General features: G+C 71.8%; 21 protein-coding genes and 1 pseudogene. 13 read left to right on the top strand and 9 right to left on the bottom strand.

What is annotated here, in order from left to right:
• The first annotated feature begins 77 nt into the window (after positions 1–77).
• The 5 genes and pseudogenes from ACH4TV_RS33720 to ACH4TV_RS33700 form a co-directional block, all read left to right on the top strand.
• Positions 78–476: a 6-pyruvoyl trahydropterin synthase family protein gene (locus ACH4TV_RS33720; protein ID WP_398404875.1), complete on the top strand. Its 399-nt coding sequence runs from the start codon at positions 78–80 to the stop codon at positions 474–476.
• Entirely contained in the window at positions 473–1,714 is a 1,242-nt protein-coding gene (locus ACH4TV_RS33715) for a glycosyltransferase family 4 protein (RefSeq protein WP_398404874.1), read from the top strand. The genes ACH4TV_RS33720 and ACH4TV_RS33715 overlap by 4 nt, the downstream gene beginning before the upstream one ends.
• Positions 1,711–2,016 carry a hypothetical protein gene (locus tag ACH4TV_RS33710; protein WP_398404872.1) on the top strand — a complete coding sequence of 102 codons (306 nt, stop codon included), beginning with the start codon at positions 1,711–1,713 and terminating at the stop codon, positions 2,014–2,016. The genes ACH4TV_RS33715 and ACH4TV_RS33710 overlap by 4 nt, the downstream gene beginning before the upstream one ends.
• Positions 2,013–3,062, top strand: a complete 1,050-nt coding sequence (locus ACH4TV_RS33705; RefSeq protein WP_398404870.1) for a trans-aconitate methyltransferase — start codon at positions 2,013–2,015, stop codon at positions 3,060–3,062. The genes ACH4TV_RS33710 and ACH4TV_RS33705 overlap by 4 nt, the downstream gene beginning before the upstream one ends.
• Positions 3,059–4,087: pseudogene (locus ACH4TV_RS33700) on the top strand (lysylphosphatidylglycerol synthase transmembrane domain-containing protein); the annotation flags it as partial. The gene ACH4TV_RS33705 and the pseudogene ACH4TV_RS33700, both read left to right, overlap by 4 nt.
• A gap of 80 nt (positions 4,088–4,167) precedes the next feature.
• Here the strand turns inward: ACH4TV_RS33700 and ACH4TV_RS33695 are convergent.
• Positions 4,168–4,929 (bottom strand): creatininase family protein, encoded by a 762-nt coding sequence (locus tag ACH4TV_RS33695; RefSeq protein WP_398405147.1) that lies wholly within the window; start codon positions 4,927–4,929, stop codon positions 4,168–4,170.
• A gap of 122 nt (positions 4,930–5,051) precedes the next feature.
• On the opposite strand from ACH4TV_RS33695, the gene ribA reads away from it, so the two are divergent.
• From ribA to ACH4TV_RS33670, 5 genes are all read left to right on the top strand, one after another.
• A complete protein-coding gene (ribA, locus tag ACH4TV_RS33690; protein ID WP_398404868.1) occupies positions 5,052–5,708 on the top strand; it encodes a GTP cyclohydrolase II in 657 nt (218 codons plus the stop codon).
• Between the two features lie 114 nt (positions 5,709–5,822).
• Positions 5,823–6,803, top strand: a complete 981-nt coding sequence (locus ACH4TV_RS33685) for an ornithine cyclodeaminase family protein (RefSeq protein ID WP_398404866.1) — start codon at positions 5,823–5,825, stop codon at positions 6,801–6,803.
• A 97-nt stretch (positions 6,804–6,900) separates the two neighbouring features.
• Positions 6,901–8,049, top strand: coding sequence for an NAD(P)/FAD-dependent oxidoreductase (locus ACH4TV_RS33680; protein ID WP_398404864.1), 1,149 nt, complete (start codon positions 6,901–6,903; stop codon positions 8,047–8,049).
• On the top strand, positions 8,046–9,101 hold the full coding sequence (locus ACH4TV_RS33675; RefSeq protein ID WP_398404862.1) for a saccharopine dehydrogenase: 1,056 nt from the start codon (positions 8,046–8,048) through the stop codon (positions 9,099–9,101). The genes ACH4TV_RS33680 and ACH4TV_RS33675 overlap by 4 nt, the downstream gene beginning before the upstream one ends.
• Entirely contained in the window at positions 9,094–10,272 is a 1,179-nt protein-coding gene (locus ACH4TV_RS33670; RefSeq protein WP_398404860.1) for a saccharopine dehydrogenase family protein, read from the top strand. Before ACH4TV_RS33675 ends, ACH4TV_RS33670 begins: the two co-directional genes overlap by 8 nt.
• Before the next feature lie 179 nt (positions 10,273–10,451).
• Here ACH4TV_RS33670 and ACH4TV_RS33665 read toward each other — a convergent pair whose 3' ends face one another.
• From ACH4TV_RS33665 to ACH4TV_RS33655, 3 genes are read right to left on the bottom strand one after another with little or no spacing between them, the layout of a single operon-like run.
• The gene (locus ACH4TV_RS33665) at positions 10,452–11,678 is read right to left on the bottom strand and encodes a serine hydrolase domain-containing protein (protein WP_398404858.1); all 1,227 of its coding nucleotides are present in this window, start codon (positions 11,676–11,678) and stop codon (positions 10,452–10,454) included.
• Positions 11,679–11,732: 54 nt separating this feature from the next.
• Positions 11,733–13,109: an MFS transporter gene (locus ACH4TV_RS33660; protein ID WP_398404856.1), complete on the bottom strand. Its 1,377-nt coding sequence runs from the start codon at positions 13,107–13,109 to the stop codon at positions 11,733–11,735.
• The gene (locus ACH4TV_RS33655; RefSeq protein ID WP_398404854.1) at positions 13,106–13,684 is read right to left on the bottom strand and encodes a TetR/AcrR family transcriptional regulator; all 579 of its coding nucleotides are present in this window, start codon (positions 13,682–13,684) and stop codon (positions 13,106–13,108) included. Before ACH4TV_RS33655 ends, ACH4TV_RS33660 begins: the two co-directional genes overlap by 4 nt.
• An 84-nt stretch (positions 13,685–13,768) precedes the next feature.
• On the opposite strand from ACH4TV_RS33655, the gene ACH4TV_RS33650 reads away from it, so the two are divergent.
• The gene (locus ACH4TV_RS33650) at positions 13,769–14,218 is read left to right on the top strand and encodes a PPOX class F420-dependent oxidoreductase (protein ID WP_398404852.1); all 450 of its coding nucleotides are present in this window, start codon (positions 13,769–13,771) and stop codon (positions 14,216–14,218) included.
• A gap of 213 nt (positions 14,219–14,431) precedes the next feature.
• On the opposite strand, the gene ACH4TV_RS33645 is transcribed toward ACH4TV_RS33650, so the two are convergent.
• Positions 14,432–15,805, bottom strand: coding sequence for an MFS transporter (locus ACH4TV_RS33645; protein ID WP_398404850.1), 1,374 nt, complete (start codon positions 15,803–15,805; stop codon positions 14,432–14,434).
• 210 nt (positions 15,806–16,015) lie between these two features.
• The gene (locus ACH4TV_RS33640; protein ID WP_398404848.1) at positions 16,016–16,681 is read right to left on the bottom strand and encodes a TetR/AcrR family transcriptional regulator; all 666 of its coding nucleotides are present in this window, start codon (positions 16,679–16,681) and stop codon (positions 16,016–16,018) included.
• A gap of 198 nt (positions 16,682–16,879) precedes the next feature.
• On the opposite strand from ACH4TV_RS33640, the gene ACH4TV_RS33635 reads away from it, so the two are divergent.
• The gene (locus ACH4TV_RS33635; protein ID WP_398404846.1) at positions 16,880–17,800 is read left to right on the top strand and encodes a shikimate dehydrogenase; all 921 of its coding nucleotides are present in this window, start codon (positions 16,880–16,882) and stop codon (positions 17,798–17,800) included.
• 140 nt (positions 17,801–17,940) lie between these two features.
• Positions 17,941–19,731 carry a bifunctional sugar phosphate isomerase/epimerase/4-hydroxyphenylpyruvate dioxygenase family protein gene (locus ACH4TV_RS33630; protein WP_398404844.1) on the top strand — a complete coding sequence of 597 codons (1,791 nt, stop codon included), beginning with the start codon at positions 17,941–17,943 and terminating at the stop codon, positions 19,729–19,731.
• A 6-nt stretch (positions 19,732–19,737) separates the two neighbouring features.
• Here the strand turns inward: ACH4TV_RS33630 and ACH4TV_RS33625 are convergent, their stop codons facing one another.
• The 3 genes from ACH4TV_RS33625 to gnd all read right to left on the bottom strand — a co-directional run bounded on the left by ACH4TV_RS33625 (position 19,738) and on the right by gnd (position 22,800).
• On the bottom strand, positions 19,738–21,216 hold the full coding sequence (locus ACH4TV_RS33625; RefSeq protein WP_398404842.1) for a membrane-associated oxidoreductase: 1,479 nt from the start codon (positions 21,214–21,216) through the stop codon (positions 19,738–19,740).
• 114 nt (positions 21,217–21,330) lie between these two features.
• A complete protein-coding gene (locus ACH4TV_RS33620; RefSeq protein WP_398404840.1) occupies positions 21,331–21,915 on the bottom strand; it encodes a histidine phosphatase family protein in 585 nt (194 codons plus the stop codon).
• A gap of 6 nt (positions 21,916–21,921) precedes the next feature.
• Positions 21,922–22,800 carry a phosphogluconate dehydrogenase (NAD(+)-dependent, decarboxylating) gene (gnd, locus tag ACH4TV_RS33615; protein ID WP_398404838.1) on the bottom strand — a complete coding sequence of 293 codons (879 nt, stop codon included), beginning with the start codon at positions 22,798–22,800 and terminating at the stop codon, positions 21,922–21,924.

Below are 22,800 nucleotides of genomic sequence, written 5' to 3'. Positions count from 1 at the left end.
GGACCAGCCGTACTAGTCGGCATGCCCCGGCAGCGATCAGCACGAGGCAAGACGCGCCGCACCTGGAGGGTCGTCCGTTGTTCAGCATCACCGTTCGCGATCACATCATGATCGCCCACAGCTTCAGCGGAGAGGTCTTCGGGCCCGCGCAGCGCCTGCACGGAGCGACGTTCCTCGTCGACGCCACGTTCCGCCGCGAACAGCTGGACGAGGACAACATCGTCGTCGACATCGGCCTGGCCACCCAGGAGCTCGGTGCCGTGGTGAGCGAGTTGAACTACCGCAATCTCGACAACGAGCCCGACTTCGCCGGCATCAACACCTCCACGGAGTTCCTGGCCAAGGTGATCGCCGACCGGCTCGCCGAGCGGATCGAGAAGGGCGCCCTGGGCGAGGGCGCGCGCGGCCTGGCGGGTCTCACCGTCACGCTGCACGAGTCGCACGTCGCCTGGGCGAGCTACGAGCGTGCCCTGTGACCGACACGACCCTCGACCGCGCGGTTCCCCTTTCCCCGGCGGCCCCTTCGGCCGCCCCGGCACAGGTACAGGCTCAGGTGCAGACGCTCAACTACGTGCCCGTGCAGAACGCGGCCCTCAAGAACGCGGCGATCATCCCCATGTCCCTGCGCTCCGTGCACTTCGTCATGCCGGGCGGGGTCGACGACCCCGCCAAGCCGAGCGGCGGCAACGCCTACGACCGGCGGATCAGCCTCGACCTGCCCGGCTTCGGCTGGCAGGTCCACAAGCACGCCGTCGCCGGTGACTGGCCCCGGCCCGGCGCGGACGCCCGCGCCGAACTGGCGCGGACGCTGAGCGACCTGCCGGACGGCACGGTCGTCCTGCTCGACGGTCTGGTGGCCTGCGGGGTCCCCGAGATCATCGTCCCGGAGGCCGAACGCCTGCGCCTCGCCGTGCTGGTGCACCTCCCGCTGGGCGACGAGACGGGCCTCGACCCGGTCGTCGCGGCGGAACTGGACGCCCTGGAGCGGACCACCCTGAGGGCGGTACCCGCGGTCATCGCGACCAGCGACTGGGCCGTCCGACGCCTCGTCTCCCACCACGGACTCGCCCCGGACCGCGTACATGTGGCGGCCCCCGGCGCCGACATCGCCCCCCTCGCCTCCGGCACCGACGGCGTCTCCCGCCTCCTCTGCGTGGCGGCCGTGACCCCGCGCAAGGGCCAGCACCGACTGGTGGAGGCGCTGGCCGCGGTGACCGACCTGCCGTGGAGCTGCGTCTGCGTCGGCGGGCTCGAACAGGACCCCGAGTACGTCGCCGAACTGCGCGCACTGATCGCCCAGCACGGCCTGGAGGACCGCCTGCACCTGGCCGGCCCCCAGGCGGGCGCCCAGCTCGACGCGAGCTACGCGGCCGCCGACCTGATGGTCCTCACCTCCTACGCGGAGACCTACGGCATGGCGGTCACCGAGGCGCTCGCCCGCGGCATCCCCGTCCTCGCCACGGACGTCGGCGGCCTCCCCGAGGCGGTCGGACGCGCGCCCGACGGCGGGGTCCCCGGCATCCTCGTACCGCCGGAGAACCCGGCGGCGCTCGCGGCGGAACTGCGCGGCTGGTTCGGCGAGGCGGACGTCCGCCGACGCCTGAAGGCGGCCGCGAGAGGCCGCCGCGCCGCCCTGGACGGCTGGGCGGCGACGGCACGGAGTCTGGCCGGAGTACTGGGCCGGCTTCCCTGGGAACCTCGGAGGGCGGCATGAGGGAAGCAACGGCGATCACGGCTCCGACCGAGCAGATCACTGCCCGGGGACGCCGGGCGGCTGCGCTGCGGAGTGCCGTCGGGATGCGGGGGCGGATTCTCTCGGGAACCTCGCAGGGCGGCATGAGGACGGCGACGACGGTGACGGCTTCGGCCGGGCCGGCGGCGGGACTGTGGGGTTCGGTGATGCCCGTGGACGTCGACTGCGAGTCGGTCGCCGCTCGGGGGCGTCGGGTGGCTGTGCTGCGGAGTCTCGTGGAGGCGCCGGGGCGGATCCCCCGGGAAGCAAGGAGCGTGGCATGAAGAAGGCGACGACCATCACGACTTCGGCGGCGGCCGAGATCCAGCGACGCGGGCCGGTGACTCCGGTGGACGCGAACGCCAGGCCCGCCGCCGGGATTCCGGCCCAGCCGACGCCCCGGGACGCCGGACCGCGGGACGTGAAGGCCGGCGCCGGGCCGGTGGGCCCGGGGGAGCGCGGCACGATCCGGCTGCGCGACGCCGGACCCGACGACCCGCCCCGGTACGCCCCCGACTGGCTGGAGCTGCGCGAGGGCCCCGACGCGGCCGCGCGCGCCGTCGAACTGCTCGACCCGCTGCGCATCCGGCTGGCCAACCTGCCAGGGAAGGCGGGCGGGCACGTCATCCACGACCTGGGCTGCGGCACCGGCTCGATGGGCCGCTGGCTCGCACCCCGGCTCGACGGCGCCCAGCACTGGGTCCTGCACGACCGCGACCCCTACCTCCTGCACTTCGCCGCCGTGGCCTCGCCGCGCGCCGCCGCCGACGGCAGCCGCGTGACCGTCGAGACACGGCGCGGCGATGTCGCCCGGCTGACCTCCGACGCGCTGGTCGGCGCCTCGCTGGTCACCGCCTCCGCCCTGCTGGACGTCCTCACCCGTGAGGAGGTCGACGCCCTCGCCGCGGCTTGCGCGGGCGCCGGCTGCCCGGCCCTGCTGACCCTGTCCGTGGCCGGCCGCGTCGAACTCAGCGCCGCCGACCCGCTGGACGGGGACATCGCCGACGCCTTCAACGCCCACCAGCGACGGGCCGGACTGCTCGGCCCCGACGCGGTCACGGCGGCCTGCGAGGCCTTCGACCAGCGGGGCGCCACGGTCCACGTCCACCCGAGCACCTGGCGCCTGGGCCCCGTGGAGGCCCCGCTCACCGCGGAGTGGCTGCGCGGCTGGGTCGCGGCGGCGGTGGAGGAACGCCCGGCGATGAGGTCACGCGCCGAGAAGTACCTCGCCGAGCGCCTGGAAGCCTGCGCGGCCGGCGAACTGCGGGTCGAGGTCCACCACAGCGACCTACTCGCCCTGGCCAGGCCGACGGACGGACCGACGTCATGAGCGTCCAGACGGTGGAGGAAGTCGGGCGCGCGACAGCGCCCCGACAGGGGCGCGGGGAACTGCGCGACGAGCCCCCACCGGCCCGCGGCCAACGAGCCACATATCCTGCGGCGCGCTCCTCAGCCGGCCGAGCCGGAGTCGTCGGCTTCGTCGGGGACCGAGGCGCCCCCCAAACAGCGCACCGAAGCCGTTTCCGCCGAGCCGCCGGAGGCATCCGCCCCCACCTCGGAACCCTCGCCGGCGCAGCGATCCTTGGCGTGCTGCTCTGGCGCCTCGGCACCGGTGTCTTCCTCGACGGCCTGCGCCGCATCGACGTACCGACCCTGTTCGTGGCCCTCGGGATCGGGCTGCTCACCACCGTGTTCAGTGCCTGGCGCTGGGCACTGGTCGCCCGCAGCCTGCGGATCAGTCTGCCCCTCGTACCGGCGATCGCCGACTACTACCGCGCGCTGTTCCTGAATGCCGCCCTCCCCGGCGGCGTCCTCGGCGATGTGCACCGTGCGGTACGGCACGGGCAGAGCGCCGGTGACGTCGGGCGCGGAGTCCGTGCGGTCGTCCTCGAACGGGCCGCCGGACAGATCGCACTGTTCGGTGTCGGTGCCGCGGTGCTGCTGACCCAGCCGTCGCCGGTCATGGCCGAGGCCCGCCGCGTTGCCTTCATGGTGGCCCTCGCCGCCGTGGGCGCCGTCGCGGTCGTCGTCGCCGTCCGGATGAACCGCGCCCCGAGCGTCGCGGCCCGCCGGACCCGAGCCGTACGCGCCACGCTCACCGAGGCCCGCCAGGCCCTGCTCTCCCGCGAGAATCTGCCGGGCGTGGCCCTCTCCTCCGTGATCGTCCTCGCCGGCCACCTCGGGATGTTCGTGGTGGCCGCCCGGGTCGCCGGATCCTCGGCCTCCGTAGCCGAGTTGCTGCCGTTGGCCGTACTGGCGCTGCTGGCGATGGGGCTGCCGCTGAACGTCGGCGGCTGGGGCCCCCGGGAGGGCGTCACCGCCTGGGCGTTCGGCGCGGCGGGGCTGGGTGCCGGCATGGGGCTGAGCGTCGCCGTCGTGTACGGGGTGCTGAGCTTCGTGGCGGCGCTGCCCGGCGCGGTCGTCCTGGTCGTCCGCTACTTCTGGTCGCCCACGCCGAAAACGCCGCCCTCGGCGGCCACGGAACCAGCCTCGGTGAGCATCGAGAAATACGCTCCGAAGGACTCGGCGAAGCTCACCAGCAACGCCTTCCCCTTTTCGGCGGAACCCAGCGAAGGGCGCCCGATGACACCGGAATCGGTGTAACCGGCCATGCCGAGCGTGAGCAGATGCCGGCGGTCGTCAGCGACGAAATCAGCGGTCTCATAACCGGGACGGAGCAATTCGGGATGAGCGTGCAGAAGGATCGACGTCTCGATTTCCCCCGCGTGCATGTCGGTGAGCAGCGAGGTCACCACTTGGGCCCGCTCGCGCGCCGTCTCCCAGTCCTCCGCGGCCGGGAACAGTGCGATGCGCTCACCGCGAGCGGAGGATTCCTGAACGACGTTGCCCAGTACGTAGTTTCCGCCGTGTCCGTTGACGACGACCAGGGCGTCCACACCCGAGCGGCGCAGCGAATCGGCGATGTCCCGTACTACCGCGTGAAGGGTCACCGAGGAGATGCTGACGGTTCCCGGCCAGGCCGCGTGCTCGTGCGAGCAGGCGATCGTCACCGGCGGAAGGAGGTGCACCGGGTGCGTGGCGGCGATCTCCCGCGCTATGGCACAGGCGACCAGGGTGTCGGTCGCCAACGGAAGGAAGGGGCCGTGCTGTTCGAAGCTGCCGACCGGAAGAACGGCGACCTGCTTTGAGACGCCGGCGGCTCGTGTCCGTACGTCTTCCGTAGTGTCCACAGGCAGTACGCCGTCAGCCGGCAACGCAACGGAAGCCGGCAAGGGCGCGGACGCTGTCGACCGTATTCCCGGTATTCCCGAATCATCCATGTTCTCACGGCCTTTCGTCTCTGCTTAGGAACCAGATCATGACAGAAAAACTTGGCGTACTCGGCAAAGCCTCCCAGCCGTCGGGAGTCGAACGCGTGGTGATTGCGCCGCTGCCCACCGTGTACGGGGATTTCCGGGCGGTCGGATACATGGACCACGATCGCGGTGACGAGCAAGTGGCGTTGGTCTACGGCGAGATCACCGAGGACGACGTTCTCACCCGGCTGCATTCCGAGTGCCTGACGGGCGATGCCTTCGGCTCCCAGCACTGCGAATGCGGTGACCAGCTCGACTCCGCGCTGCGCGCGATAGTCGCCGAAGGCCGCGGCATCCTCGTCTACTTGCGCGGGCACGAGGGCCGGGGCATCGGTCTGCTCGCCAAGCTCCGGGCGATGCAGCTCCAGTCGGAGGGCCTGGACACCGTCGAGGCGAACCTCGCGCAGGGCCTGCCGGTGGACTCCCGGGACTACGGCGTCGCGGCGGAGATCCTGCACGACCTCGGTGTCCGGTCGGTGCGTCTGATGTCCAACAACCCGCGCAAGCGCGAGGCGTTGCTCCGCCACGGCATCAAGATCGCGGAAGACGTGCCGCTGCTGATCCCGCCGTGCGAGAACAACATCACCTACCTGCGCACCAAGCGCGAGCGCCTCGACCACGTCCTGCCGCACCTGGACGCGGTGGCCCACTGGTCCTGACCTGACCGGGAGACCTGACCGGGAGACCCGGCCGGGAGTCCCGATCAGGGGGCGCACGTCACTCGGACGCGCGTGGGGGGTGCCAGAAGCCCCGATTCCGGAAAGGAAGAGGGAATGACCGATGACGTCCTCTTCCTCTCCCGGGACCAGGTGGCGGCTCTGCTCGACACCGGCACGGCGATCGCCTCGCAGCGCGCGGCGTTCGGCGCGCTGGGTGCGGGTGGTGCCAGTGCGCCTGATCTGCCCGGGAAGATCATGCATCCCAGCCGCTTCGACGACAGTGTCGTCTTCGCGTACGTCTCCCGGCTGTCCAGGGACACCGGCGCGGTGGCGAAGTTCGGCAGCGTCAACCCCGGCAACGCGGCGGCCGGCCTGCCGACCGTGCACGCTGTCATCACCGTCCTCGACCCGGTGACGGGCGAACTCGCCGCCGTCATGGACGGCACGGCGGTCACGACCCTGCGTACGGCCGCCGCCAGCGCGGTGGCCTTCGACGCCCTGGCCACCGCCGACAGCGCCGAACTGGCCCTCCTCGGCTCGGGCACCCAGGCACTCGCCCACGCACGCGCCGTCGCCAGGGTGCGGGACCTGAAGGTGGTACGGGTGTGGAGCCCGACCCCGGAGCGGCGCGCGCGGGCGGCGGAGCTGATCGCGGCCGAACTCGGCGTCGCCGCCGAGGCGACCGGCACCCCCCAGGAGGCGGTGACCGGGGCGTCCCTGGTCGCGGCCTGCACGCTCAGCACCACCGCCGTCGTGCGCGGCGCGTGGCTCGCGCCGGGGTGCACGGTGGTCAGCGTGGGGTCGTTCGAGCCGACCCGCAGCGAGGTCGACGCCGGGGTCGTACGACGGGCCGCGGCCGTCGTCGTCGACGACCCGGAGACCGCGGCGGAGCACGCCGGTCCGGTCGTCGCAGCCCTGCGGGACGGACTGCTCGCCCGTGCGGACCTGATCGGGCTCGGATCCGTCCTCACCGGGGCGCGGACCGCCCGGACCGGCCCCGACGACATCGTCTTCTACAACAGTGTCGGACTCGGTGTGCAGGACGCGGCGGCGGCCTGGGCCGTCGTCGACGCGGCTCGGCGGGCGACGCGATGACGGAGCCGGGGACGGTTGCGGAGGCCGCGCGGGACGGGTTGCCCGCTCACGCGGACAGGGTGGGGTTCGGGCTCCACGCGGGACGAGGGGCGGGCCGATGATCCCGACGCGGGCGGAGGTGGTCGTCATCGGCGGCGGGGTGATGGGTGCGAGCATCGCCTACCAACTGGCCCGGGCGGGTGTACGGGACGTGGTGCTCGTCGAGCGCGACGAACTGGCGTCCGGGTCGACCTCCCGGGCCGCCGGCGGGGTGCGGGCGCAGTTCTCCGACGAGCTGAACATCCAGCTGGGAGCCCGGAGCCTGGAGGCGTTCGGGCGGTTCGGGGAGGAGATCGGGCACGACATCGGACTGCACCGGGTCGGCTATCTCTTCCTTCTCTCCACGCCGGAGGACGTCGCGTCCTTCGAGGCAGGAGTCGCCCTGCAGAACGGCCTCGGCGTACCCAGCCGGATGCTCACCCCGGCCGAGGCCCGCCGTCTCTCCCCGCTGATCACCACCGACGGTCTGCTGGCCGCCGCCTACTCGCCGGACGACGGCCACTGCACCCCCGAGGCGGTGGTCCACGGCTACGCCGCTGCCGCCCGCCGCCACGGCGCGACCGTCCTGCGCCACACCGAGGTCACCGGCATCGAACGCGACGGCGACACCCTCACGGCCGTCGTCACGGACAAGGGACGGATCGCCACCGACACCGTGATCTGCGCGGCCGGTGCCTGGTCGCGGGCGGTCGGCGCGATGGCGGGCGTGGACCTGCCCGTGGACCCCCTGCGCCGCCAGATCGCGGTCACCGAACCGGTCCCCGGACTGCCACCCACGATCCCCATGACGATCGACTTCAGCAGCAGCCTCTACTTCCACACCGAGGGACCCGGCCTCCTCCTCGGCATGTCCGACCCCGACGAGACGACCGGCTTCGCCACCACGACCCACGACCGCTGGATCCCCCGCCTGTACGAGGCGATGGAACACCGGGCGCCCGCCCTGCTCGACCTGCGCCGCACCGGCGGCTGGGCGGGCCTGTACGAGATCACCCCGGACCACAACGCCCTGATCGGCGAGGCGAGTTCACCCTCCCGCTTCCTCTACGCGACGGGCTTCTCCGGCCATGGTTTCCTCCAGGGTCCTGCGGTCGGCGAGGTGGTCCGCGACCTCTACCTCGGCCGCGTACCCTTCGTCGACGTCAGCCCCCTGAACGCCGGCCGTTTCGCGGCCGATGCCCTGCGCCCGGAGGTCAACCTCGTATGACCGAGCTCCACTTGTGGCTGCGCCACGAGACCCGTACGACCGAACGCCGTACACCCGTCGTCCCGCCCGACGCCCGGTGGCTCGTCGAGGAGGGAGTGCGTCTGACCGTCGAGGAGTCCCCGCAGCGGATCTTCCCGACCGAGGAGTACGAGGCGGTCGGCTGCCGTGTCGCCGACGCCGGCTCCTGGGTCTCCGCTCCCTCGGACGCGGTGATCGTCGGTCTCAAGGAACTCCCGGACCAGCCCGGCGAGTTGCGCCACCGGCACATCTACTTCGGGCACGCCTACAAGGGCCAGCCGGGCGCGGCCGACCTGCTGCGCCGCTTCGCCGCCGGGGGCGGGGCGCTGCTCGACCTGGAGTACCTCGCCGACGACCAGGGGCGCCGGCTGGCCGCCTTCGGCTACTGGGCCGGGTACCTGGGCGCCGCCCTTGCCGTGCTCCAGCACCGGGGCAGGCTGGCGACCCCGTTGCTGCCGACCACCAAGGAGGCGCTGGAGGCCGAACTCCGGGCGCCCGGGACCCGGATGAGCGCGCTCGTGATCGGCGCCCTCGGCCGCAGCGGCCGGGGTGCGCGGGTCGCGCTGGACGAGGCCGGGGTCGACCCCACCTGCTGGGATCTGGCAGAGACGCGGGATCTGGATCGACCGGCGCTGCTGGCCCACGAGTTGATGGTCAACACCGTCCTCACCACCCGCCCGGTCCCGCCCTTCCTGACGGACAGCGACTTCGACACCCCGGGCCGCCGCCTGCGCACCCTCTCGGACGTCACCGTCGACGTCGGCTCACCCATGAACCTCCTCCCCGTGTACGACACCGCCACCACCTGGGACGACCCCGTGCGCCGGCTGCGGGACGAGCCCCCGCTCGACCTGATCGCCATCGACAACCTGCCGTCCCTGCTGCCCCGCGAGGCGAGCACGGACTTCTCGGCCGCCCTGGCGCCCCAGCTGCTCGACTTCGAGGTGGGCGGACCATGGGGGCGCTGCCTGGCACGGTTCCATGAGACCAGCCGTGAACTCGGCATTGTGAAGGGGGAGTTGGGCAATGACTGACACGGTTCCCGTGAGCGGCACCGTCCACTGGATCGGCGCGGGCCTGTCCACGGGCGGCGGACTGGCCGCCCTGTGCGACAGCGACGCCGTGCGACACGTGCGCGTCTGGCACCGCACGGCGGAGCGCGCCGCCGAGGCGCTGGCCCACCTGGGCCTCACCGGCCGCGCCGAACCCCGCGCCTACACGCTCCCCGCGCTCGCGGCCGAACTCGCCCCCGGAGACGTGGTCGTCTCCATGCTCCCCGCGCCCGAACACGCCCCGCTGCTGGCGGCCTGCGTCCAGGGCCGGGCGCACTTCGCGTGCTCAAGTTACGTGTCGGAGCCGGTACTCGATCAGGTGCCCGCCGCCGAGGCGGCCGGTCTGGTCGTCCTCACCGAGTGCGGGCTCGACCCGGGCATCGACCACCTCTTCGCGCACAGCCTGGTCACCCGTGCCGAGCACGCGATCGGCGCCGGCACGACAGCCTCGTACCGCCTCACCTCGTACTGCGGCGGCATCCCCGCGGTGCCGAACGACTTCAGGTACCGGTTCAGCTGGGCACCCGCCGGAGTCCTCAACGCCCTTCGCTCGCCCGCCCGTTACGTCGAGGAGGGCGCCGAGACGGTCGCCGACCGGCCCTGGGAGGTCACGCGCCCGCAGGTGATCGACGGGGAGACCTTCGAGGTGTACCCGAACCGGGACAGCGTGCCGTTCGTCGAGCAGTACGAGCTGCCGACGGCCTGGAAGGCCCAGACCTTCGTCCGGGGCACCCTGCGGCTCGACGGCTGGCTGAGCGCCTGGGACTCCGTCTTCGAGGAGCTGAAGGCCGGCGACGACGAGCGGATCGGCGCCCTGGCAAGGGAGTTGGCGACGCGCTACCCCATGACGGACGCCGACCGCGACCGCGTGGTCCTGGCCGTCTCCCTGGACGTGGATGCGGATGGGGACGGGGACGGCGGTTCGGGGCGGCGGGTCTGGTCCGGCCGTTATCTCCTCGACCTGGAGGGCGACGCGGCCGAGAGCGCGATGGCCCGCTGTGTCTCCCGCACGCTGGCCCTGGGCGTCCGGCACATCCTCGACGGTTCGCTGCCGCCGGGTCTGAGCCGCGCCGCCGAGACGGCACGGCGGTCGGAGGAGTGGCTGAGTGAACTCGGCGGGGAGGGACTGGAGTTCAGGCTGACCGTCGGCTGACGGTCGCGCTCCCCGCCACCCGGCCGCGATTCGCCGACGCGGGCGCTCGACTGGCGGGACGTCGGCTCGGTCGTCGGCGCGGACCCGCCGAGTCCTCGTACGCGCACGGGGTGGGGCGGCTCACTCATGCCGTCCTCCCCGTCACGCTCGACGACCACCCGGCGCCCCTCCCCGCGCGTTTACTCGGCGACGACGGCCTCGTGCACCAGCCGCTTGAGGTCCTGCCAGTACGGCTGACTCGTCCTGTGCCGTACCTGGGTCATGAACTGCACGGTCAGATCACGGCTCGGGTCGACCCAGAACGTGGTCGTCGCCACCCCGCTCCAGCCGTACGTGCCGAGGCCCGACGGGGCCTGGGTGCGCTTCGGGTCGATCACCACCGAGACGCCGAGGCCGAAACCGATACCGGCGTTGCCGGGTTCGTCGTGGGGGCGGGCGCCGAAGGTGCGCAGGTCGGCGCCGCCCGGGAGGTGGTTGGAGGTCATCAGGGCCACCGTGCCGGGCGACAGGAGGCGGACGCCGTCGAGTTCGCCGCCCCGGCGCAGCATCTCCATGAACCGGTGGTAGTCGTGGGCGGTGGAGACCAGGCCGCCGCTGCCGGACAGGAACCGGGGCCGGCTCTTCACCGGCAGACCGAGGATCGGCTCGATGGAGCCGTCCTCTGTTTCCCCGTACAACTCGGCCAGCCGGTCGGCCTGTTCGCCGTTCACACAGAAACCGGTGTCCGTCATGCCGAGCGGGCGCAGGACCCGGTCGGCGAGGAACTCGTCGAGCGGCTGCCCGGACACCTGCTCGATGACCCGGCCGAGGACGTTGGTGGCGACCGAGTAGTTCCACTGCGTGCCCGGCTCGAACTGGAGCGGCAGACGCGCGTACACCGCGCACGTCTCGGCCAGGGTCGAGCCCGGCACCACCGACGACTCCAGGTTGGCGGCGCGGTAGAGGGCGTCGACGGGGTGCGAGTGGTAGAAGGCGAAGGTGAGACCCGCCGTGTGGGTCAACAGGTGGCGGATCAGGAGGGGTTGGGCGGGCCGCGTCCTGATGTCGTCCCCGGAACCGCTCTCGTACACCTGCGGATCGGCGAACTCCGGCAGGAAGCGCGACACGGGGTCCGTGAGCGCGAGGCGCCCCTCCTCCAGCAGAATCAGCGCGGCGACCGAGGTGACCGGCTTGCTCATGGAGTAGATCCGCCACAACGTGTCGGTCTCGACCGGGAGCCCGGCCGCCAGGTCGCGCCGGCCGTGCGTGGCGACGTGCGCGACGCGGCCGGCGCGGGCCACGGACAGGAGGAAGCCGGGCAGCCGTCCCTCGTCGACAAAGTGGGCGAAGTGCTGGTCGAGGCGGTCGAGCGCCTTCGCGTCCAGCCCGACCTCGCTCGGATCGACCTCTTGTCGCAGCTGTGCCATCGTTCCCCTCCGGTTGCTTGAGATGCCGTCCTGTCATTGCCCGACAGGACCACCTCAGGCCTCAGACCCCCCATGGTGACGCAGGGATCCGGCAGTCGTCGCCCTCTGTTCACCCAAGTCCGGCAGTTTCAGGGCAGCCAGTACCCCCACGGCCGCTGTACCCGCGAGTACGGGCAACGCCGGCCGCAGCCCCTCGGCGACAGCGGCGAGCGTGGTCGCCATGGCCACCCCGAGTACCGGTCCGACGTTCATCGCGGTCTGCTGCAACCCGCCCGCCACCCCGGCGGACTCCGCCGCCGCATGCCGTACGACGACTGCCGTCGCGGTCACCATCACGGTGCCGAAACCCGCTCCGAGCAGCAGGAACCCACCGCCGACCGCCCCCGTCCCGGCCGCCCGGAACAGCACGAGCACCCCGAGCGCGAGCATAGCCAGCGCCGCCACCGTCGTACGCCGGGCCCCGTACCGCCGTAGCAGCACGGCTGCCACCGGCGCCCCCAGCACCATCGCCACCCCGCCGGGCAGCGCGGTCAGACCGGCGCGCAGCGGGTCCATGCCCAGCTCACCCTGCAGGAGGTAACTGGCCACGAAGAGTGTGCCGAACATCGCAGCCGACGCGGTCACCAGAATGCCCAGCGCGGCGCCCACAACCGACGATCCGAGCACGTCGGGCGGCATAAGCGGGTCGGCGGTACGCCGTTCATGGCGTACGAGGACGAGGGCCGCGCCGGCCGCCGCGAGCAGCCCGAGGACGGTTGACGCACTCCAACCGTGCTCCGGAACCCCGACCAGGGTGTGCACGAGGCACGCGAGGGCCACCGCGAGCAGGGCGGCGCCGGGGAGGTCGAGCCGCCCGGCACCGGGCGACCCCTGCCGGTCAGGAGCCCGCACCACCAGCGCGAGCACGCCGAGCACCAGCGCCGGTACGACATTGAGGAAGAACACCGCTCGCCAGCCCAGGTGGGCCACCAGCACCCCGCCCACCAGCGGACCGGTTGCCGCCGCCACCCCGATCGCACTGGTCCGCAACGCGATCGGCATCCCCAGCCGGTCGGGCGGGAACGCGGCGCGCAGCATCCCGAGCGTGGCGGGTTGCAGCAACGCGCCGAAGACGCCCTGGACGACACGCAGTCCGATCACCCAGCCCACACCGGACGCGAACCCGATGCCCGCCGACACCGCCCCGAATCCCAACACTCCGATGGCGAACAGCCGTTGATGGCCGTACCGGTCCCCGAGCCGCCCGGCGAACACCAGCAGACTCGCCACCGCGATGAGATACCCGGTGCTCGTCCACTGGACCTCGGCGAAAGACGCGTGCAGATCCCGTTGCAGGGTGGGCTGCGCGATGGTCAGCACGGTGCCGTCGAGAGCGACGACCACCGCCCCGATCACACTGCTCGCCAGCGCGACCCGACGATGTGCGCTCACCGCCCCTCCGGCCCGAGGTGCGCGTCGAGGGCCGTACGCAGCAGGGGGGCGAAGTCGTCGGCGCCTGTGGTGAGTTGGAGGCTGCCCCAGGTCCACAGCTGGGCGATGCCGTAGAGATTCGCCAGCAGCGACCCGGCGACGAGCCGGGCGTCGGCGTCCGGCCGGGCCCGCCCGACGAGGTCCACCAGCAGGGCGAAGACGGGCAGGCTGGCCTCGCGCAACCCCAACTCGTTGCTCTCCAGCAGATCGTGACGGAACATCAGTTCGTGCATGCCCCGGTTGGTGAGCGCGAAGTCGAGATACACGCGTCCGAGCGTGGCGATCTGCTCCCGGGGTTCCGCCGGCCAGGGCCCGCTGTCCTCGATCGCCTGCTCTCCCCGGGCCGCCAGCTCGGTGAAGCCCCGGCGGGCGATGGCGGACAGCAGCTGCAGATGGGTCGGGAAGTAACGACGGGGGGCGCCGTGCGAGACACCGGCGCGACGGGCGATCTCCCGGAGAGAGAGCGCGTGGACGCCTTCCGCGGTCACCAGCTCGACGCCGGCCTCGATCAGACGGGTGCGCAGGGAATCGCTCATAGACACTGTCTACCAGCGCCCGGTAGACAGTGTCTACCAACGCCTGTCAGGAATGGAGAGGTGCGGGGGCGCTGTTGACCGTGCATGACCCAGGACGACACTCAGCAGGACACGCAGGACGCGCTGCTCAAGCTGCTCTCCGAGTGGGACGGCGGGGTGCTGACCACCCTCAAGGCCGACGGCCGCCCCCAGCTCTCGAACGTCAACCACGCCTACTACCCCGGCGAACGCACCGTTCGCGTCTCCATCACGGACACCCGCGCCAAGACCCGCAACATGCGCCGGGATCCGAGGGTCTCGTACCACGTGACCAGCGACGACCGCTGGGCGTACACCGTGGTCGAGGGAACGGCCGACCTGACGCCTGTGGCCCAGGACCCGCACGACGACACCGTCGAGGAGCTGGTCCGGCTCTACCGGGACGTGCGGGGCGAGCACCCCGACTGGGACGACTACCGCGCGGCGATGGTCCGCGACCGACGGCTCGTGCTGCGGATCAGGGTCGAGCGGGCATACGGGATGCCGCGGCGCTGAGCGGGTGAGGAGAAGACCCGCGCGCACCGGCCGCCCCTGAAATCGGCCGGTACGCGCGGTGGCACTGTTCTTTTGTGCTCGTTTCGGCCGATGTTCTTGTTCGACCCGTCATCTGTCAACCGGGCGTCGGGGGTGAGCCGGGCGGTACGGCCGGAAATGCCCAAGTCCCCGAACAGCCCAGGGCTGTTCGGGGACTTGGCGGATGCGGGAGGGTCAGGCCGACACGGCCTCGCGCTCCGTCACGTTCTCGGCGCCGCGCTCGCCGAGCCGCTCGGTCGGCACCCGGTGTGTCTCGCGGGCCGTGATCGCGGCCACCACCGGCGGGATGCACAGGGCCGCCGTGAACAGGGCGACGGAGAACCAGTCGTCCCCGTCCGGGCCGGCGATCTGGGCGGCGAAGGTGACCGCGAAGCCGGCGACCGCGAAGCCGATCTGCGTACCGATCGCCATGCCGGACAGGCGGACCCGGGTGGAGAACATCTCGCCGTAGAAGGAGGGCCAGGTGCCGTTCGCGGCGCTGTAGACCACGCCGAAGGTGACGATGCCGAGGACCATGATGAGCGGGTACGAGCCCGTGGAGATCGCCCACAGGTAGAGGAACATCATCACCGCGCTGCCCGCGGCGCCGGCCAGGAACACCGGCCGGCGGCCGATGCGGTCGGACAACGTGGCCCAGAGCGGGATGGCGGCCAGCGCGACCAGGTTGGCGAGCGCGGCCACCCACAGCATGGACGAGCGGTCCATGCCGACGGAGTCGCTGGTCGCGTACGCGAGCGCCCAGACCGTGAAGATCGTGGAGACCGAGGCGACGAGCGCGCCCGCGATCACCCGCAGGACGTCCGCCCAGTGCTCGCGCAGCAGGAACACCAGCGGCAGCTTGACGACGCCCTCGGAGGCGGTCTGCTGAGTGAAGGCCGGGGTCTCCTCCAGCTTGCGGCGGATCACGTAGCCGACGACGGCGACCGCGATGCTCATCCAGAACGGGACGCGCCAGCCCCAGGACAGGAGTTGGTCCTCAGGCATGGCGGCGATCGGGATGAAGACCAGGGTGGCGAGGAGCTGGCCGCCCTGGGTGCCGCTCAGGGTGAAGCTGGTGAAGAAGCCGCGCCGGTTGGGCGGGGCGTGTTCGAGCGTCATGGAGTTGGCGCTGGCCTGCTCGCCGGCGGCCGAGATGCCCTGGAGGACGCGGCAGAGCACGAGCAGGACCGGGGCGAGGGTGCCGACCTGGTCGCGGGTGGGCAGGCAGCCGATGAGGAAGGTCGACAGGCCCATCAGCATCAGCGTGAAGACCATGATCTTCTTGCGGCCGAGCCGGTCGCCGAAGTGGCCGAGGAAGAGCGCGCCGACCGGGCGGGCCGCGTACGCGACACCGAAGGTGCCCAGGGACAGCAGGGTCGCGGTGGCCGGGTCGGACTCGTCGAAGAAGACCTTGGGGAAGATCAGGGCGGCCGCGCTGCCGTAGATGAAGAAGTCGTAGTACTCCAGGGCGCTGCCGATCCATGCGGCGGTGGCGGCCTTCTTCGGCTGCCCGCCGGGTGGCGCGTCGTCGGACGCGGCAGGGTCGCGGGGTGCGACGGAATCGGGCACGGCGTGCTCCTTCGAGGGAACTCCAACGTAGGTGGAGTGAGCGGAGGGGGAGAAGTGCCGGATCCCTGGGGTGTCGGGACGGCCGTACCGGGGAGCTGCCCGGCTAATTAACCCACTGGATAGTTAGTAGCGGTTGGCTACGGATGTTGCGCTCACGTTTCCCGGCTGTCAAGAGGTCGCGCCGAAGGATCTCCCCGAGCTGCTCCGCGGTTACGCGGCCGAGCGGTCCGCCGTCAGATAGGCGATGACCATGTCGCCCAGCATGTTCCGGTAGTGGGTGCGCCGGGCCGGGTCGATCAGGTCGCGGCCGAAGAGAACGCCGAAGGTGTGCCGGTTGGCGACCCGGAAGAAGCAGAAGGAGCTGATCATCGCGTGCAGGTCGACCGCGTCGACGTCGGCCGTGAACAGGCCGGACTTCTGCCCCGACTCCAGGATGCGGCTGATCACGTCGAGGGCCGGAGAGCTGATCCGGCCGAGCTTCTCGGAGGCCGCGATGTGCTCGGCCTCGTGGATGTTCTCGATGCTCACCAGCCGGATGAAATCGGGGTGCGCCTCATGGTGGTCGAAGGTGAGTTCCGCCAGTCGCCGGATGGCCGCGACCGGGTCCAGGTGTTCGACGTCCAGCTCCTGTTCGGCCTGCCGGATCACGGAGTACGCCCGCTCCAGCACCGCTGTGAACAGCTGTTCCTTGCCGCCGAAGTAGTAGTAGATCATCCGCTTCGTGGTGCGGGTGAGGGCGGCGATCTCGTCGACGCGGGCCCCCGCGAAGCCGGCCCGGGCGAACTCCCGTGTGGCGACATCGAGGATCTCGGCCTGGGTGCGGGCGGCGTCGCGCAGGCGCCCGTTCGGTCGTGCCGGTTCTTCGGCGCTGGTCATGGGGTTCCTTCGGGCGGGGGCCAGTGTCGCGATTCTAGGAGCTGGGCCGGTTCTCGATCACTCCGCCTGCCGCCGGGTCTTCCCCCGGTGGGGGGTGAAGTGCTATCACTAACGTACTAGTTCGTACATTAGTGAGCCGCGAGGGTCGTGCAGCCGTACTGGCGCTCCCGGCCGTACCCGTCGTTGAGGAGGCCTGTCGTGGCCAAGGACTCGTTTCTCGTCGGGCTCATCGGCTCCGGCATCGGCCCGTCGCTGAGCCCCGCGCTGCACGAGCGGGAGGCCGACCGGCAGGGGCTGCGCTATCTGTACCGGCTCATCGACATCGACAGGCTCGGCGTCGGGGCGCAGGCGGTGGGCGATCTCGTACGGGCGGCCCGTGATCTCGGTTTCGACGGGCTGAACATCACGCATCCGTGCAAGCAGCTCGTCATCGAGCACCTCGACGGCCTCGATCCGCAGGCCGAGGCGCTCGGCGCCGTCAACACCGTGGTCTTCGAGGACGGGCGCGCGATCGGCCACAACACCGATGTGACCGGCTTCGCCGCGTCCTTCGCGCGCGGGCTGCCCGACGTTCCGCTGGAACGGGTCGTGCAGCTCGGCGCCGGCGGCGCGGGCGCGGCCGTCGCGCACGCCACGCTCACCCTCGGCGCCGGGGAGGTCACCGTCGTCGACGCGCTGCCGGACCGGGCCGCCGACCTCGCCGCGGCCCTCAACCGGCACTTCGGCGCCGGCCGGGCGACCGCCGCGACGTCCGACCGGCTGGCGGCGCTGATCGCCGGGGCCGGCGGCGTCGGTGCCGGCGACGCCGGCGGTGCCGGCGATGCCGTCGATGGGTTGGTCCACGCGACACCCACCGGTATGGCCGCCCACCCCGGCCTGCCCCTCCCGGCCGAACTGCTGCACCCCGGCCTCTGGGTCGCCGAGGTGGTCTACCGCCCGCTGGAGACCGAGCTGCTGCGTACGGCCCGCGCACTGGGCTGCGCCACGCTCGACGGCGGCGGCATGGCAGTCTTCCAGGCCGCGGACGCCTTCCGTCTCTTCACCGGCCGCGAACCCGACACCGCGCGCATGCTGGCCGACATCGCGGAACTGGCGGGCGCGGTACCGACGCCGAACTAGGCGGTCCTGGTGAAGTCGGGTGCGCAACCCGCGCCCCAAAAGGGGCGCGGGGCTGTATCGACTTGCGGCTCCGCCAACCGCATATCCCGCGAAGCGCTCAGCACCTTCCGAACCAGAGGCAGAAGCAGAGAGGTACCGACGTGCGTACGTCCATCGCCACCGTGTCACTCAGCGGCTCCCTGACCGAGAAGCTCACGGCCGCGTCCCGGGCCGGCTTCGACGGGATCGAGATCTTCGAGAACGACCTGCTCGCCAGTCCCCTCACCCCTGAGGAGGTCCGCGCCCGCTGCGCGGACCTCGGCCTCACCATCGACCTCTACCAGCCGATGCGTGACATCGAGGCGGTGCCCGAGGACGAGTTCGCCCGGAACCTGCGCCGCGCCCGGCACAAGTTCGAGCTGATGCGCAGGCTCGGCACGGACACCGTCCTCGTCTGCTCCAGCGTCTCCCCGCTCGCCCTCGACGACGACGCCCTTGCCGCCACCCAGCTGAGTCAACTGGCTGATCTGGCCCAGGAGTTCGGCGTCCGCGTGGCCTACGAGGCGCTCGCGTGGGGGCGGCACGTCAGTACGTACGACCACGCCTGGAGCATCGTCGAGGCGGCCGGGCACCCCGCGCTGGGCACCTGCCTCGACAGCTTCCACATCCTGTCCCGGGGGTCGGACCCCAAGGGCATCGAGGACATCCCCGGCGAGAAGATCTTCTTCCTCCAGCTGGCCGACGCCCCGCTGCTCGCGATGGACGTCCTCCAGTGGAGCCGCCACTACCGCTGCTTCCCGGGCCAGGGCGGCTTCGACGTCGCGGGACTCCTCCAGCACGTCCTGCGAGCCGGATACGACGGGCCGCTCTCCCTCGAAGTCTTCAACGACGTCTTCCGGCAGGCCGAGGCCGGACCGACCGCCGTCGACGCCCGGCGTTCCCTCCTCGTCCTCCAGGAGAGCGTCGGCCTCGCCCGGCTGCCCGACCCCGTCGTCCCCACCGGCATCGCCTTCGCCGAACTCGTCACCCCCGACGCCGAACCGGTCACCGCGGTCCTCGACGCCCTCGGCCTCACCCGTACGGCCCGCCACCGCAGCAAACCCGTCGACCTCTGGGAGCGCGGCGAGGCCCGCATCCTCGTCAACACCGGCCCCGCCGCACGCCGTGACGGCACCCAACTCGCCGCCGTCGGCCTGGAGTCACCGGACCCGGAAGGCGCCGCCCGCCGCGCGGAGGCCCTCCTCGCACCGGTCCTGCCACGCCGCCGCGCCCCGGAGGACGCCCTGCTCGACGCGGTGGCCGCACCCGACGGCACGGAACTCTTCTTCTGCGCCACGGACCGCCCCGAACTCCCCGACTGGCGTGCCGACTTCGAGAACACCAAGGCGGTCGACAACGGCGGGGGCGTCACCCGCATCGACCACCTGGCACTCACCCAGCCCTGGCACCACTTCGACGAGGCCGCCCTCTTCCACCGCAGCGTGCTCGGGCTGCACGGACGGGAGAGCGTCGACGTGGCCGACCCGTACGGCCTCTTCCGCAGCCGTGCCGTCACCAACTCCGGTGGCAGCGTACGCATGGCGCTCGCCGTCGGCCCCGCGCCCACCGAGGACGAGACCCGCGCCCAGCACATCGCGCTGGCCACCGACGACGTGGTCGCCGCCGCCCGGCGCTTCCGAGAGGCCGGCGGCCGGCTGCTGCCGATGCCCGCGAACTACTACGACGACCTCGCCGCCCGGTACGAGTTCACCGAGGACGAGCTGGCGACGTACCGCGATCTCGGCATCCTCTACGACCGTGACGCACAGGGCGAGTTCAGGCACTGCTACACCCGGACCGTGGGCCGCGTCTTCTTCGAACTCGTCCAGCGCGACGGTGGCTACCAGGGCTACGGCGCCCAGAACGCACCGGTACGCCTCGCCGCGCAGCACGCCCAACACGCCGGCCGCTGAAGCGACTTACTGCCGGGTGACACTCCGGCTCACCCCGGCGATGACAGTCGTGGCCAGGATCCAGCCGGTCAGGATGAGGACGTACGACAGGAACTGGTAGCCGCCCACGGGAGCGAAAGCCCCTTCCTGGCCGAAGGAGATCACCGGGAGGAGCAGGTCGAGGGTGTAGAAGACGGGGTTGAACTGCGGGGCCTCGCCGGCCTTGAGCGGGTCCGGGTGATGCAGGGCGTAGGCGACCGAGCCCACCGCCAGCAGGGACAGCAGCCAGACGGCGGCGCGCAGTGGACGGAAGCCGTAGCCGACGGTGGTGTCCTGGAGGTGGCCCCACACCCGGCCGAGGAAGGGCAGGGTGGCCCGGTGCCGGCGCTGCTTGGCGAGCTGGACCCGGCGGGCCGCGGCCTCGTCGCCGACATGCCGGTAGGCGGCGGTCAACTGCTCGTAGGCGTAGGGGACATAGCCGTCGCCGTCGCGTTCCAGCAGAGGCAGGCGGCGGTGAACCGGCTCGTGCGGATTGAGCGCCGTGTAGGTGAGGTGGTTGAACAGCACCTCGCCCGGGGCGACCTCCGACTCGAAGCCCAGTACGTCGATACGGGAGCGGCGCAGATGCAAGCGGCCCTCGATCGGCACGCACCGGTACAGCCACAACTCACCGAGGGTGCAGCTGCTGGCCCGCAGGGCTGTGCCGCCGGGGTTGGACAGCCGGGCCCGCGTGAAGTCGAGAGAGCCCGCGATGCGGGAGCCGCGCAGGTCGATGCCTCCCTGGGTCCGCAGGTTGCGCGCCCGCATGTCGGCCCGTACTTCGAGGGACCGCGCGCACAGCGCATGGCCGCCGGGGTTGCTCAGTTCGGCGTCGTCCAGGGCGATCGACCCGCCCACCGTCGCGCCGTCGAGCCGCACCTCACCGCGCACGCGCAGCCCCGGTGCCGCGAAGCCGTCGCCGAGCACGGACTGATGGAGCTGGAGCACCGGCACGGACGGGTCGGATGTGGTGAGTTCGGCCCCGTCCATGAAGAGCGCGCCCGCGATCTGCGACCCGGCCAGCCGTACCGGCCCGCGCACCCGGCAGTCCGTCATCCGCAGCGGGCCGTCGATCCGCACACTGGCGAGGTTGACGGCCGGGAGCACCGAGCCGCGCAGGTTCAGCTGGCGCAGCCGGGAACCGTAGAAGTCCGGGGACTCCTCGAAGTGGCAGTACCGCAGATGGAGCGGGTGGTCCACCACCGCGTACGCCAGCTTCAGTTGACCCGTGACGCGGGCGCCCGACAGCCGGAGTCTGGGGATCTCGCCGTCCTCGTGCGGGGCGCCGAGCAGCAGGGCCCTGAGCACCGAGGCGCGTACCGTCCGCTCCGGTCCCCAGTCCGAGCCGGTGGCCGGGTTGTCGGCGGTGTCGCCCTCGGCGCTGCCCTCGCGGAAGTCGACGGGCTCCCCCTTGGGGAAGGCCCGCCATACCCGCTCTTCGGCCGCCGTCAGATCGTTGATCTCCATCGGGGCGACTCTGACGCGCCCCGGACACACCTGTCAATCGGGTCCGGGGCAAACCCCGGACCCGATCGCCACTTCAGTCGGCCAACCCCGGCGAGCGGATCAACTCGCTGTTCGTCAGCGTCTGTTCCACTCCAGGACCACCGGACGGTCGTGCTCCGTGGAGAGCCTGCTGACCGTGCCCGTCGCCAGTTGGAACAGCCGTCCGTCGGCGGGCGGCAGCCCGAGGTAACGGGCCGTCAGGACGCGCAGGAAGTGCCCGTGCGCCACGAGGACCACGTCACCCTCCCCGAGGGCGTCCTTGACGCGGGCCAGGACGCGGTCCGCGCGCCGGCCCACCTCGTCGGGCGACTCGCCCGGGTGGTCCTGCGGACCGGGCGCCACACCGTCCGTGAACAGGTACCAGTCCGGCCGGGTGCGATGGATCTCCGCGGTCGTCACGCCCTCGTACCCGCCGTACTCCCACTCGTGCAGGTCCGGGTCGGTCGACGCCCCGGACAGGCCCGCGAGTTCGGCGGTGCGGATCGCGCGGGTGAGCGGGCTGGTCAGTACCCGGGCGAAGGTCCGTCCGGCCAGGAGCGGGACGAGGGACTTGGCCTGTTCCTCACCGCGCTCGGTGAGGGGCAGGTCGGTCCAGCTGGTGTGCTGTCCCGACGCGCTCCACTCCGTCTCGCCGTGGCGGACCAGGAAGAGGTCACCCACGGCTCGCTACTCCTTCGACTCGACGGCGTGGCCGCCGAACTGGTTGCGCAGCGCCGCGATCATCTTCATCTGCGGGGAGTCGTCCTGCCGGGACGCGAACCGCGCGAAGAGGGAGGCCGTGATCGCGGGCAGCGGCACCGAGTTGTCGACCGCCGCCTCGACCGTCCACCGGCCCTCGCCGGAGTCCGCCGCGAAACCGCGCAGCCGCTCCAGGTGCTCGTCCTCGTCAAGGGCGTTGACCGCCAGGTCGAGGAGCCAGGACCGGATGACCGTCCCGTCCTGCCAGGACCGGAACACCTCACGCACGTCCGTGACGGAGTCGACCTTCTCCAGCAGCTCCCAGCCCTCGGCGTACGCCTGCATCATCGCGTACTCGATGCCGTTGTGGACCATCTTCGAGAAGTGCCCGGCGCCCACCTTGCCCGCGTGGACATAGCCGTACGGGCCCTCCGGCTTCAGCGCCTCGAAGATCGGCTGGAGCCGCTCGACGTGCTCCTTGTCGCCGCCCACCATCAGGGCGTAGCCGTTCTGGAGCCCCCACACGCCACCGGAGACACCGGCGTCGACGAAGCCGACGCCGGTGGCGGCCAGCTCCTCGGCGTGCTTCTCGTCGTCCGTCCAGCGCGAGTTGCCGCCGTCCACGACGACGTCGCCGGCCTGCAGAAGCCCGCCGAGTTCGTCGACGACGGACTGGGTGGCGGCGCCGGCCGGAACCATCACCCAGACCACGCGCGGCCCTTCGAGCTTCTCGACCAGCTCGGCGAGGCTGCTCACGTCGGAGACCTCGGGGTTGCGGTCGTAGCCGATGACGGTGTGGCCGTGGCGGCGGATGCGCTCGCGCATGTTGCCGCCCATCTTGCCGAGACCGATCAGACCAATCTGCAT

Source organism: Streptomyces sp. NPDC020898 (assembly GCF_044333925.1).
GTDB lineage: Bacteria > Actinomycetota > Actinomycetes > Streptomycetales > Streptomycetaceae > Streptomyces.
The sequence above is the reverse complement of the archived record's forward strand: the minus strand, read 5'-3'. Positions and strand labels throughout refer to the sequence as shown.